At 39.0% G+C, this 13,833-nt stretch carries 11 protein-coding genes; 4 read left to right on the top strand and 7 right to left on the bottom strand.

Annotated elements, in window-relative coordinates:
- Nucleotides 1–291: 291 nt before the first annotated feature.
- From M3610_RS09390 to M3610_RS09380, 3 genes are all read right to left on the bottom strand, one after another.
- Nucleotides 292–741 carry a DinB family protein gene (locus M3610_RS09390; protein WP_251458701.1) on the bottom strand — a complete coding sequence of 150 codons (450 nt, stop codon included), beginning with the start codon at nt 739–741 and terminating at the stop codon, nt 292–294.
- Nucleotides 742–850: 109 nt separating this feature from the next.
- Nucleotides 851–1,408, bottom strand: coding sequence for a DUF6155 family protein (locus M3610_RS09385; protein ID WP_251458697.1), 558 nt, complete (start codon nt 1,406–1,408; stop codon nt 851–853).
- 34 nt (nt 1,409–1,442) lie between these two features.
- Entirely contained in the window at nt 1,443–2,201 is a 759-nt protein-coding gene (locus tag M3610_RS09380) for a GNAT family N-acetyltransferase (RefSeq protein ID WP_251458693.1), read from the bottom strand.
- Between the two features lie 212 nt (nt 2,202–2,413).
- Between M3610_RS09380 and M3610_RS09375 the strand changes: the two genes are divergently transcribed.
- Nucleotides 2,414–3,625 carry an MFS transporter gene (locus tag M3610_RS09375; RefSeq protein WP_251458690.1) on the top strand — a complete coding sequence of 404 codons (1,212 nt, stop codon included), beginning with the start codon at nt 2,414–2,416 and terminating at the stop codon, nt 3,623–3,625.
- A gap of 170 nt (nt 3,626–3,795) precedes the next feature.
- Here M3610_RS09375 and M3610_RS09370 read toward each other — a convergent pair whose 3' ends face one another.
- The gene (locus M3610_RS09370; RefSeq protein WP_251458688.1) at nt 3,796–4,116 is read right to left on the bottom strand and encodes a ribonuclease E inhibitor RraB; all 321 of its coding nucleotides are present in this window, start codon (nt 4,114–4,116) and stop codon (nt 3,796–3,798) included.
- A gap of 178 nt (nt 4,117–4,294) precedes the next feature.
- Here M3610_RS09370 and M3610_RS09365 point away from each other — a divergent pair, with 178 nt between their 5' ends.
- Nucleotides 4,295–4,477, top strand: a complete 183-nt coding sequence (locus M3610_RS09365; protein WP_251458684.1) for a YolD-like family protein — start codon at nt 4,295–4,297, stop codon at nt 4,475–4,477.
- Between the two features lie 157 nt (nt 4,478–4,634).
- On the opposite strand, the gene purT is transcribed toward M3610_RS09365, so the two are convergent.
- The gene (gene purT, locus M3610_RS09360) at nt 4,635–5,813 is read right to left on the bottom strand and encodes a formate-dependent phosphoribosylglycinamide formyltransferase (protein ID WP_251458681.1); all 1,179 of its coding nucleotides are present in this window, start codon (nt 5,811–5,813) and stop codon (nt 4,635–4,637) included.
- Between the two features lie 273 nt (nt 5,814–6,086).
- Between purT and M3610_RS09355 the strand changes: the two genes are divergently transcribed.
- A complete protein-coding gene (locus M3610_RS09355) occupies nt 6,087–6,596 on the top strand; it encodes a DUF2179 domain-containing protein (RefSeq protein ID WP_098571865.1) in 510 nt (169 codons plus the stop codon).
- Nucleotides 6,597–6,740: 144 nt separating this feature from the next.
- Here M3610_RS09355 and gltD read toward each other — a convergent pair whose 3' ends face one another.
- Together gltD and gltB are read right to left on the bottom strand one after the other, a co-directional pair.
- On the bottom strand, nt 6,741–8,225 hold the full coding sequence (gene gltD, locus M3610_RS09350) for a glutamate synthase small subunit (RefSeq protein ID WP_251458679.1): 1,485 nt from the start codon (nt 8,223–8,225) through the stop codon (nt 6,741–6,743).
- Between the two features lie 16 nt (nt 8,226–8,241).
- Nucleotides 8,242–12,795, bottom strand: a complete 4,554-nt coding sequence (gene gltB / locus M3610_RS09345) for a glutamate synthase large subunit (protein ID WP_251458677.1) — start codon at nt 12,793–12,795, stop codon at nt 8,242–8,244.
- A 128-nt stretch (nt 12,796–12,923) separates the two neighbouring features.
- Between gltB and gltC the strand changes: the two genes are divergently transcribed.
- Nucleotides 12,924–13,826, top strand: coding sequence for a glutamate biosynthesis transcriptional regulator GltC (gene gltC, locus M3610_RS09340; protein ID WP_251458675.1), 903 nt, complete (start codon nt 12,924–12,926; stop codon nt 13,824–13,826).
- Nucleotides 13,827–13,833: the final 7 nt, after the last annotated feature.

Here is a 13,833-nt window from a genome sequence, read left to right as displayed (position 1 = left end):
ACATATCCTCTCTCTGCTTTATCTACTGAACTATTTTAGAACTAATAGTATTATAGTGAATATTTAGATATATTACAATAGTATTTCCTGGTATTAATCAGTAAGCAACCAATGCAAACGCTTTTACTTTCGTAATTTCATTCTAAAGCCTCCTTAATAACAATTGAATAAAAGACTATGAAAATGGAGGCTAAAAAAATTTACACGGAAAGGAATAAAGAAAAGTCTAAATAAAAAGGAGTGTTTCACGGTGCCTGACACCAATGAAACACTCCTTTTTAAATCCAGCATCTATCTCCTAAAGACAATATAGTCTAAAATAACAGGCTCGGTATTATTGGCCCTTAAAAGTTGATTGATCTGTCCTCGGTGATATTGACCATGTAAAGCAACATGGGTCAAGATGTCTCTTACCGAATTCTTAAACTCTATGCCTTTGCTGTTCCTGTACGAAACGATTTGTTCGAGACCAGAGTCAGTTAAACCCAAAAGGAATTCTTTGAAGTTTTGATTATTTCGATTAGCCAGTTCTACACATGATTCTATACTAACATCAGCCCAGATAGGCAAATTTGAACTATTTGATCCTGTTAACCTGGTCAACCACACCTGTTCAGCGAGAAGGATATGTGCGAATAGCCTGTTAATTTGTTCATTCTCCCCCTTCATATTTTGCAAGGTTTCAAGAATCCGTTGATTAGACCAATGTAAATGCTCAAACATATTTCGGATTGTTTTCATGCGTACACCTCCATGTATTAACCAGTGTTGTTACTTTTGCGTCCTTCGATTTTTTTCGATTAACCATTTATATATCGGAACTTTCTGTTCCAAGTCGTAAGACAAGAACCTATTCATCATCATTCTCATCTTCACCATGAACCCATTCAATCGAATAATACGACTCAATTATTGCTTCCTCAACCCCCCAGCCAATTAAGTCGACATTAGAAATAATGTTACGTAATCTATTAGAAAAGGCTTTATATAGTTCTTCATCACGATCACATTCCATGGCTACTTGATCAAACATCCTCACTAGACTGGTGTAGAAACCTTCATTTATATCACCATATGAATTTGTAAATTTCACACACATTTCCACATAAAAAAGCATAAGGTCAACTGTTCGTTTCTCATCATTTGTTGCCTTTTTAAAAGCAGTTATCTCCTTTTTTGCTTCTGTCAATCGGAGTTTCTCAGTTCCTCTTTCTGGAAAAAATTCATTTTTAATTTTTTTCTGGGTTTGATGAAAAAGAACTTCAATTACTTGGTCACCTAGAAATTTACTGGATAAGTAGTTTTGAACCTCTTTGTTTGACTTATACATAGCCACGATCAGTTCAATCAATTCCTTTTGGTCATATCCTTTTAACTGTTTTTTTAAATCAGTAATCTTGATTTTCATAGATCCTCCACTATTACTACATTCATCATAACATTTAATTTTCAAATATTTTATGTGAATGATATTTAAATCCTAGATACTCATAGTTTTGTTTCCTGTACATTTCTCTGGGAGTGTCTTCACCATCCGCAACTAAGATGACCGACTTATCTTCATGTTTCTCCATAACAAATTTTTGCAGCCTGCTGCCAATTCCTTTTTTCTGAAAATCCTCATCTACCACCAGGCCATCAATTTCGGCGGTTTCTTTCGAAATAATCACATCTACTGAACCTGCTGGAACTCCTTTATAAAATGCAAGCAGCTGCTGAATAGACGGATCTTCAAAATTTCTTTTAGCTAATTCCCTCTTTTGATTTGCAAATTCCGAACCTAATTCCAAATCATGCTTATACTGCAATTCAAGGAAAGTTTCCAGGTTTTTATCTGTCACAACTTGTACCTCTACATCCGGGTTGTCTGCCACCAAAGGAAATTGTTTAGGCTGGATGGCGTACAATTCGAGAAATCCAATACTATAACCTGAATCCTTCATGTAAGCTACTAATTCCTCCGCTAGCTTTTTGTTTGGAGGAAAATAAAACTTTACATGATTTTGACCATTTTTTAAATGATAATTTCGCAAATAAATTTCAGCGCTTTTAAATTCTGACAAAGATGGAGATATTTTAAACTCTATAAAATTACTATCATACCTAAGTAACATTTCAGGATAATGAATGTGTTTGTATTGATTATTTTCAAATACAACCTGACCAACCACATAAATATTCTCGAATGTTATATTCTTCATCGTTTAGTCCTCTTTTCCACAAATGTCCGACCATATGAACTATCCAAATTCATTATATACTTTTTCTACAATCGTTGGAATAATTGACATTTTTTGAATGGGGACCAAATTGAATTTCTAAAAAGTATTTTATTAGAACCTATGCAAAAAGAGGAGTATGATGAGGTAGAGATAATCTATAAAACCAACAACTAAAGGAGTATTTTTCAATAATGAACTATATTCAGCGCGGGACACACACATTTAAAATGGTAAACATCGCTTTATTTGCCGGTGGTTTTAATACATTCGCGATCCTTTGGGGGACACAACCATTACTACCGGAAATCGTGAAGGAATTTCATATTTCACCAGCTGTATCCAGTTTAAGCTTGTCCTCTACCACTATCGCTTTAGCGGTGAGTATGTTGATTGCTGGTTCTTTATCAGAAGTATTTGGCCGGAAACCAGTCATGACTATTTCTTTAATTGTTTCATCGATTCTATCCATTTTAACTGCGTTTAGTCCAAATTTTCATCTATTAATCTTATGTAGAATCTTACAGGGGATTTCATTAGCGGGATTGCCTGCTGTTGCGATGGCCTACTTAGGCGAGGAGATTGATCCTAAAAGTTTAGGACTGGCAATGGGATTATACATAAGCGGGAACTCCATCGGCGGAATGGGAGGTCGAATAATTAGTGGAATTTTAACAGATTATTTTAGTTGGCATGTTGCATTGGCCTTTATTGGAATCATTAGTTTACTTGCTAGTCTTATTTTCTGGTCTATTTTACCGAAATCTACACATTTTAAACCGCGAAAATTTGAAATTAAAAAATTAGCAATCTCCTTGTTTGTCCAATTTAAAGAACCAGGCCTCCTTTATTTATTTTTAACTGGATTTCTATTAATGGGATGCTTTGTATCGTTATATAATTACATTGGTTTTGAGTTAATGGCTCCACCTTATTCTTTAAGTCAAACCTTAGTTGGCTTTATATTTATTGTGTATATTGTTGGAACATTTAGCTCTACTTGGATGGGAATGCTAGCTGATCAATACGGCAAAAGAAAACTATTAATGTTGTCCTTGATTATTGTATTATTCGGGGCATGTTTAACGTTAAATTCGTCTTTATGGTTAAAAGTAATCGGTATCGCCATCTTTACGTACGGTTTTTTTGCTGGACATTCGATTGGAAGTGGTTGGGTGGGACAAATCGCTACTCATGATAAAGCACAAGCATCATCCCTATATTTATTTTTCTATTATGCGGGATCTAGTATCGGAGGAACGATGAGTGGTGCATATTATAGTAGTTTTGGCTGGCATGGTGTTGTTTCCATGATTGTGGTCCTCACGATAATTTCTATCATCATAGTAATTCGATTGGGTAGCATTTCTATAAGAGCATTACGGCATTCTCCACATAGAATTTAAGAAACAAGGAGTCTTACTCGCAATATTGTACAAGATCTATACTTTGTAACGTTTTGGGATAAATAAATAAAAGAAAAGCCCTGGTGCCCTCCAAAATAATTGATTAGGCCCAGGGCTTTCATATACAAATATATAGACACTAAACCTAATAAAATAAAACCGCCAATTTTTTAATCTACAAAGACACCCCAACCGTCCGAATAACCACCATGTGGTTTACTTAAGTCATTTAATTTTTTCTGTATTTTAATTAATTCACTATGATTTAATAGCATTCTTTTCGAGCAAGAACATGCCCACTCATCTGTTTCGTCATCTTGCTCTAGGAAACAGTTGAATCCTTCTCCTTTTAGTACTTGTGATAATTTTTCACCTGTCATTTGATCAGGCACGGCCACAAAAAATTCGACTGACTGTGTTTTTTTAAAATTCACTCCATCTTTATAAAGACTTTGTAAAGCCTCTCCATCCGCATCATTTGGAAATTTCATTGGTTTTTCCTCCATATTCTATTACATTCAATATTCATTATAATTCACTTATTTCTATTCCACTAATCAAATTAGCTTGACTTAACATATTATTAACATCTTCTACATAGTCTCTTAAAATACGAAGGATATAATGTGAATTGTACAACAATCCACTACTAATAAAAGGGGGATATAAATGTTCTTAAAAAAACTAACTCAAAATGGCCTAATTACGATTGTTTACTATAAAAATGGTGCATTGCAAACCTTAAAAGGGCGGGTTTATCACCTAAATCTTAAAGACCAATTGCTTTCTTTAAAAGATGAAAAACAAATGTTATTTTCCATTCGTTTATCTTCTGTAAGACATATTTATTAACTGTTTTATTTCACCAATGAAAGCTAATCAAGAAATCCCCACCCCTAAACCTTGAAAAGGTTATTTTTTTTCTAAATTTTCCATTAGAACAAGAAGATGCCTTGGTCATGTTATACCAAGGCACCTAATATTTGGAAAATTATTTTTTGAATTGGATTTAGCTATGCGTGATCCTTATTTTTGACGCGGCTATTTCGGCTTGGTTCCTTGCTACTTCAACAGACTCTCCTGAACTTAAGACCACCGCCATCCGACGGCCCACTTTTGTTTCAGGCTTTCCAAAGATTCTTACTTGGGTATTTGGGATAGATAAGCTGTCCTCAATGCCTTCAATTTGGTATCCTTTACTCTCTTTCCATGCTTTAACCGTGCGACTTGCACCAGGAGTTAACAGCTGAACCCCTGGGATGGGATAACCCAAGATGGCTCTTATGTGCAAGGCAAACTCGGAAAGATCCTGCGTAGCCATGGTAACCATTCCCGTATCATGTGGTCGTGGTGAAACTTCACTAAAATAAACACCCTTTGCCGAAAGAAATAATTCAACGCCAAAAAGTCCGTATCCACCAAGGGCATCGGTGATTTTTTTTGCGATGTCCTGCGCTTCTGCTATTTGTTCCTCTGACATAGCATGCGGCTGCCAGGATTCAATATAATCCCCATCTTTTTGGACATGACCGATTGGGGCACAAAAGGTTGTGCCTGAGACAGAACGAACCGTTAACAGTGTGATTTCAGATTCAAAGTGAATAAATTCTTCAACAATCACTCGAGCTTTTTTGCCTCGCCCACCCGAAATTGCCTCATTCCACGACATTTCAACATCCTCGATAGAACGACAAATGGTTTGCCCTTTTCCAGATGAACTCATAATCGGTTTAATTACACATGGAATTCCGATTTCTTGTACGGCACTTCTTAATTCCTCTAGCGTGTCCGCAAAGGCGTATTTCGCAGTTGGAATCCCCAATTCTTCACTAGCCAATCTTCGGATTCCTTCTCGATCCATCGTCAGGTTCGTTGCTTTAGCCGTTGGCACAATACAAAAACCTTCATTCTCAAGATCAATTAACGTTTCCGTTGCGATTGCCTCAATTTCAGGAACAACCAAGTCCGGCTTTTCTAGTTCGATCACTTTTCGCAGTTCTACTCCATCAAGCATATCAACAACATACGAATGATCGGCCACCTGCATGGCAGGAGCATTTTCATAACGGTCAACAGCAATCGTTACCATACCAAGTCGTTGAGCTTCGATAATCGTTTCTTTTCCGAGCTCTCCCGAACCAAGTAACATCACTTTTTTTGGTTTGCTAGAATTTGGGTAACTAATCATCTTATCCACTCCTAAATGTTTGCTTTTTAGCTATAATATCGTATAATCAATGGGAATATCAATAGAAAAATAGTTTAAATAACGAACGTTTATATATTTTACACTATTAATCATTCGTCCAACAAAAGGACTCATACTATCAATACGAAGGGAAATAAAAAATAAAAATAAAAGATTCGTAAATTAACGAATTAAAAAAAGAAAACACTATTTTATTTAGATTAAAAGAGATAAAATAAAAAGTAATTTAAAATTGACGATAGAGGTGCCAAAGTGAAAGAGATTATTTTGATTTTGCTGTTACAATTGGTTTATGTACCTATTTACACACTGCGAACCATCTTTTTGGTTAAAAATATAACCGTGTTAGCATCAATTTTAGGTATCGCAGAAATGTTAATATATGTTTTTGGGCTTTCACTCGTATTTGGTGGCGATCAAAGTATTATTGCAATGGTAGTTTATGCCGTTGGATTCGGGTTAGGAATCATCCTTGGAACGAAATTAGAACAAAAAATAGCAATTGGTTATATCAACGTTACGGTTAATACACAAGAAAAAAATGGTCATTTGATAGACACTTTAAGACAAAATGGTTTTGGTGTTACATTATATACAGGTGAAGGACGCGACAGTGAACGTTATCGAATGGAAATATTGACAAAGAGAAATAGAGAAAATGAACTAATAGCTACTGTCGAAAAATTTGAGCCTAATGCGTTTATTATTTCATACGAACCAAGAAGATTTAAAGGCGGTTTCTTATTGGATCGACTTCGTTAGAAGAATTGAAACACAGCGTAATGTTGGATTTGTAATTTTTGCAAGATAAAAAATGACGTGTGGTAAACCACACGTCATTTCTTATGCCATTTATATAGATGGAACAAGTTACATACTAAACCTGGCCTTTTTTCTACTATAATATTATTTAGGTAGATAGGATTTCCCCATCAAATAACAATCCACTTCATGAGCAACCTGTCTTCCCTCGTTGATTGCCCAAACGATTAGGCTTTGCCCTCTTCTAGCATCACCTGCAGCAAATACCCCCTCAACGTTTGTACGATACTCACCGTAAGCTGCTTCAATCTTTTGGTTGATTGCATTCACACCGAATTGACTCAAAAGCGGCTGCTCAGTGCCCTCAAACCCAATCGCAATAAAGACAAATTGGGCTGGCCAGACTTTTTCAGTTCCTGGAATTTCTTTAAAAAAGAATCGGCCCTCATCATCTCTTAATTTTTCCATTTGAATGGTATGAAGTTCCTGTAAGCGGCCGTTTTCATCCGCAACTATTTTCTTCGTTTGGATCGAATATTGACGCGGGTCTTCGCCAAACTTGGCCTCGGCCTCTTTATACGCATAATCCATAGTAAAAACATTAGGATAGGCTGGCCACATATTCCCTGAAGTACGTGTCTCAGGTAATTGTGGATGTTTGCCAAACTGAACCACACTACGGCAATTTTGACGCAGGGCCGTTGCCACACAATCTGCTCCCGTATCGCCGCCGCCAATCACGATGACGTCCTTGCCTTCCGTATTGATAAATTGACCATCTTCAAAATTCGTATCCAAGTAACTCTTCGTTGCCTTGGTCAAGTATTCCATGGCGAAGTGAATCCCTTTCGCCTCACGCCCTTCAATGACTAGATCACGCTGTTTTTGAGCACCTGTACAAAGAATCACAGCATCGAATTGTGCGTGGAGTTCTTCTGCCGTAATATCTTTTCCAACCTCTGTGTTCGTGACAAACTTGATCCCTTCTTGGGTTAATAAGCTGATTCGACGCTCAACCACTCCTTTATCTAGCTTCATATTTGGAATACCATACATGAGTAAACCACCAGGACGGTCTGCACGTTCAAAAACCGTTACCGAGTGACCTGCTTGGTTGAGTTGATCCGCACTGGCTAATCCAGCCGGACCTGAACCGATAATCGCCACTTTTTTCCCCGTTCTGCTTACTGGAATCCGAGGGGCAATCCAGCCATTTTCAAAACCCTTATCAATAATCGCTTGTTCAATGTTTTTAATGGTTACTGCTGGGTCCGTTATGGCTAACGTACATGATCCTTCACAAGGTGCAGGGCATACCCGCCCGGTGAATTCCGGGAAATTATTCGTTTTAAGCAACCGATCAAGGGCTTCTTTCCACCGGCCGCGATAGACCAAGTCATTCCATTCGGGAATAAGATTATGAATCGGACACCCGGATGTTGCTCCTTGAACTTCCATTCCCATATGGCAGAAAGGAGTGGCGCAATCCATGCACCGCGCTCCTTGTCTGCTTAAAGTTTCGTCCGAAAAAGGCAGGGAATACTCTTTCCAGTCGCCTACTCGCGTAAGGGGATTTCGCTCTTTACCTTTTTCTCGATAGTAATCCATAAAACCTGTTGTTTTTCCCATCTTCCTCTCCCCTTTCTTAGCGTAGTACAGCTTCTGGCTGTTTAGTTGTAGTATTTTTCTGTTTGGAAGAATTGGCTAAAAATGCACTCATAATCGCGTCTTCATCTGGTAAACCTGCATCCTTTTGCTTCTGAATTTGCTCAAGCATCCGTTTATAGTCTTTCGGAATGACTTTGATAAATTTTCTGACATAATTTCCCCAGTTTTCTAAAACATAGCTTGCTTTCACACTATTCGTATAATAGAAATGAGTTTGAATCATTTTCATTAACTCTTCCTCATCGTTTTTTGACAACGACTCTATTTCAATCATCTCTTGATTACATAACTTCCTAAAAGCCTCTTGATCATCAGCTAATACGTACGCAATCCCGCCAGACATCCCTGCAGCAAAGTTTTTACCTACATCACCTAAAATAACGACGCGTCCGCCTGTCATATATTCACAGCCATGATCGCCAATTCCTTCCACAACCACGTTCACACCGCTATTACGGACTCCAAATCGTTCGCCTGCACGTCCATTAATATATGCTTCACCGCTTGTTGCACCGTATAAAGCAACATTCCCAGCGATTACATTTTCCCCAGCTAATAATTTAGATGATTGGTCTGTTTTCACAATCAACTTTCCTCCAGATAAGCCTTTCCCCAGAAAATCGTTGACGTCTCCCGTAATCTCTAATGTCACGCCGTTTGGAACAAAGGCACCGAAACTTTGACCTGCGGACCCTGTAAATCTTAGGGTAATCGTATCCTCAGGCAGCCCCGCTTCCCCATAATGTTTCGACACTTCACTTCCGACGATTGTTCCAACAACGCGGTTCACGTTCGTAATTGGGAAGCTCACATCCACTGGAATTTGATCTTGTAATGCTTTTTGAACGGCCGGTAAGATTTTCTGGATATCAAGCGACTCGTCAATTTTGTGATTTTGTGGTGTTGTAAATGTACGAACACCTTCAGTCTGATGCAGCAATGGAGTTAAATCTAGATCTTTTGCTTTCCAGTGTGCTTTTGCTCGGTCACTCATTTTCAATACATCTGTACGACCAACCATTTCGTCTAATGTTCTAAAGCCAAGCTCCGCCATTAGTTCTCGAACTTCTTGAGCAATAAAACGCATATAGTTGACAATATAATCTGCTTCTCCTGTGAACTTTTGACGAAGCTGCGGATTTTGGGTCGCAATTCCAACTGGGCAAGTGTCTAAATGACAAACGCGCATCATCACACATCCAAGTACGACAAGTGGTGCAGTCGCAAAAGCAAACTCTTCTGCCCCAAATAATGCAGCCATTACCACATCTTTTCCGGTCATTAATTTACCATCTGTCTCAAGGACAACACGATCACGCAAACCATTCAACATTAACGTTTGGTGCGCTTCGGCAAGCCCCAGTTCCCATGGTAATCCTGTGTGCTGGATACTAGTTTTTGGAGATGCTCCGGTTCCACCATCATACCCACTGATGACAATGACATCTGCGGCGCCTTTGGCCACACCGGCAGCAATCGTTCCGACCCCGCCTTTGGATACAAGCTTTACGCTGATTCGTGCATCTCGGTTGGCATTTTTCAAATCGTGAATCAGCTGCGCCAAATCCTCAATCGAATAAATATCATGATGCGGTGGTGGTGAAATCAGCCCAACACCTGGTGTGGAACCACGAACATCAGCAACCCATGGATAAACTTTATTACCCGGAAGCTGTCCGCCTTCACCTGGCTTTGCTCCTTGTGCCATTTTAATTTGAAGCTCATCCGCATGAACCAGATAATGACTTTTGACTCCAAAACGGCCGGAAGCAATTTGCTTTACAGCACTGCGACGGTTATCGCCATTTTCATCTAAGCTAAAGCGGCGCGAATCTTCTCCACCTTCACCAGAGTTGCTTTTTCCGCCTAAACGATTCATCGCAATCGCCAAAGTTTCATGTGCTTCCTTGCTGATTGATCCAAACGACATCGCTCCTGTTTTGAAACGGCGGACAATGGAATCAACTGATTCTACCTCGTCGATTGATAAAGACTGTCTTGTTTCATCAAATGAGAACAAATTCCGTAAGAAGCCAATTCTCTCTTCATTAGCAAGCTTGGAATATTTTTTAAATAAATCGTAATCGCCCTTTCGGCAAGACCATTGCAGTGTATGAATCGTTCCAGGATTAAAGGCATGATGTTCCCCTGTTTTTCTCCACTGGAAGTTACTGCCTGAATCTAAAGTTTGATCATAAGAATCTGCATATGCCAAAGTATGAAGCATTTTTGCTTCTTTTGCGATTGTATCTAAACCAATCCCACCAAGCTGTGAAACCGTTCCTGTAAAATAACGCTCAATGACTTCTTCACTGATTCCAACTGCTTCGAAAATTTGTGCACCGCGATAACTTTGGACCGTTGAAATCCCCATTTTGGACATCACTTTTACAACGCCCTCAGTCATTGCTTTTATATAATTATTTACCGCGTCTACATAGGTAAATTGTAAACTTCCTTCTGCGATGGCCTGCTTATAGGTGGCGAATGCAAGATATGGATTGATGGCATCCACACCATAACCAATTAATGCAGCTAGATGATGAACTTCACGTACCTCTCCAGATTCTATAAGGATGCTTACTTTCGTTCTGCTGCCTTCACGAATCAAATGCTGGTGAAGAGCACTTACTGCCAATAACGAAGGAATCGCTGCTTGGTTCTTATTCATTTTACGGTCAGATAAGATTACTAGACTTACCCCTTCTGAGATCGCCGAATCTGCCTCTTGGCAAATCCTATCAAGACTGCCTTCCAGATTATCATCAAACAGCATGTCAATAACCTTACTCTTAAAATCGGCTGTATCCAAAGATTTCAAACGCTCTAATTGACCATTGGTAATGACCGGTGTATCAAGTTGAATTCGACGGCAGTTTAACAGTGAAGGCTGTAATATATTTCCTTCTGCACCTAATAACGTCATCGTTGATGTGACAATTTCTTCTCGTAGTGAATCAATGGGCGGATTGGTTACTTGGGCAAATAATTGCTTAAAGTAATTAAACAATGATTGCGCCCGATCAGATAAAACCGCTAAAGGCATGTCATTACCCATTGCGCCAATTGGATCTTTTCCTTCATTTACAACAGGAACCAAATATTTTGAAATATCCTCGTAGGTGTAGCCGAATGCTTTCTGGCGAATGAGTAAATCCACTAGGATTTCTTCTTCGTTGGATCTTTCTTCATTTAAACGAATAAGCTGTTCGTCCAACCATTGCTGATAAGGAAGTGCTTGAGCCATCTCCGTTTTTACTTCTTCATCAGAAATAATCCGTCCTTCTTCCAAATCAATTAACAGCATTTTCCCTGGGCTTAAACGATCTTTATATAGTACTTTTTCAGGTTCAACATCAATGACGCCAACCTCTGATGAAAAAATAATATAATCATCATCCGTAACGTAATAACGAGCAGGACGAAGGCCGTTCCGATCTAAAATCGCGCCAATTTGTTTACCATCTGTAAAAGAAATAGCCGTTGGACCATCCCATGGTTCCATTAAGCAGCTATGAAACTCGTAAAATGCTCTCTTTTCTTTTGTCATATGCGGGTTTTCTGACCATGGCTCAGGAATCAGCATCATGGCAGCATGAGCAGGTTTTCGGCCCGCCAGTACCAAAAACTCAAGCGAATTATCTAAAATCGACGAGTCACTTCCCTCGGTATCAAGGATTGGAAGCACCTTTTGCAGGTCCTCACCAAAAGCTTCCGAGACGAATTGCTTTTCTCGGGCCTTCATCCATTGAACATTGCCGCGAAGTGTATTTATTTCTCCATTATGGATTAGGTAGCGGTTTGGATGTGCCCGTTCCCAACTAGGGAACGTATTTGTACTAAAGCGGGAATGCACTAAAGCAAAAGCCGATACAAAACTCTCATCCTGTAAGTCCAGGTAAAATCTGTCCACCTGTTCCGGTGTTAATAACCCTTTATATACAATCGTTCTGCTTGAAAGGCTGGCAAAATAAAAACGTAAATCAGATTCCTTCGCCCAAAGTTCTGATTGTTTCCTAATAATATATAGTTTTCGCTCAAAAGATAATTCATCCTTCAGTCCTTCATTGGCACCAATAAAGACTTGCCGGATGAATGGACGGCTTTGCTTGGCTGTTTCTCCAATGGTTTCATCATTGACAGGTACAGTTCTCCAACCAAGAAGGGTCTGCCCTTCTTCTTCTACCACTTTATTAATATAGGACTCTATTTTTTCTCTTTCTACATCATTATTTGAGAAAAAAAGCATCCCTACCCCGTATCGTCCTTTTTCAGGTAATTGGACGTTCTGAATGGTAGTGCGGAAAAACGCATCTGGAATCTGGACCATGAGTCCAGCGCCATCACCTGTTAATGGATCACTTCCCTGCCCGCCGCGGTGATCTAGTTTACATAGCATGCTGAGTCCTTTTTTGACAATCTCGTGAGATGCGATCCCTTTAATATGGGCATACAATCCAATTCCACATGCATCATGTTCATATTCTGGGCGGTAGAGACCTTGTGCTTTTGGTAGTTGATGAAACGTCATTACTATCTCCCCCGTTCTTAATTTTCCGATAAATCAGTATGATAGTAATTTTATGTTTTTATATACATATAAACAATATATAATTAAGATTAAATCAATCTCATTTTTATATGAATGGAGGGTTTAAGATGGAACTACGTCAATTACGTTATTTTATGGAGGTTGCTGAGCGCGAACATGTAACCGAGGCGGCAGATAATCTCAATGTCGCACAGTCGGCCGTAAGTTTTCAGATTGCTAAATTAGAAGATGAGCTCGGTGTTCGTTTATTTGAACGAATCGGAAGGAATATTAAGTTAACGCAGATTGGAATAATTTTTTTAAGCCATATTAAAAAAGCGGTCAAATTGATTGATGAGGCAAAAGAAAAGGTAGATGAGTATTTAGATCCTCAATCCGGCACCATTAAAATTGGTTATCCAACAAGTCTTGCAAGCTATTGGCTTCCAACGGTTATCTCCGCCTTTCGAACAAAACAACCAAACGTTGTTTTCCATTTGAAGCAAGGCTCTTATCAATATTTAATTGAAGCCGTTAAGAATGGTGAAATTGATCTAGCGTTTATTGGGCCAGTACCAACGAAGGATCCTGATATTGAAGCAAAGATACTATTTACAGAAAACATCTCTGCGTTGCTTCCTTCCAACCATGCACTTGCCAATCGAAAAAGGTTGGAACTAAACGAGTTACGAAACGATTCATTTGTTTCATTCCCGCAGGGATATATTCTTCAAAAAATTGCAATAGAGGCGTGCAAAGAAGCTGGATTCGCACCAAATATCACCTCAGAGGGAGAGGATTTGGATGCATTAAAGGGACTGGTATCAGCAGGCATTGGTGTATGCCTCTTACCAGAAAGCACCGTCTATGAATCCATGCCGCGATACACGGTAAAAATACCAATTGACTCCCCTCAAGTAAAAAGAACCGTCGGCCTCATCACACCAAAATCTAGGGACCTAGCACCATCCGAAAACCTCTTCTACCAATTTGCAATCGATTTCTTCCGTGTATTAGAGCAGTTTCAATAGGTGTCAG

It is taken from the genome of Neobacillus sp. MER 74 (genome assembly GCF_023714155.1).
Note: the sequence above shows the minus strand (reverse complement) of the source record. Positions and strands in the feature narration are given on the sequence as shown.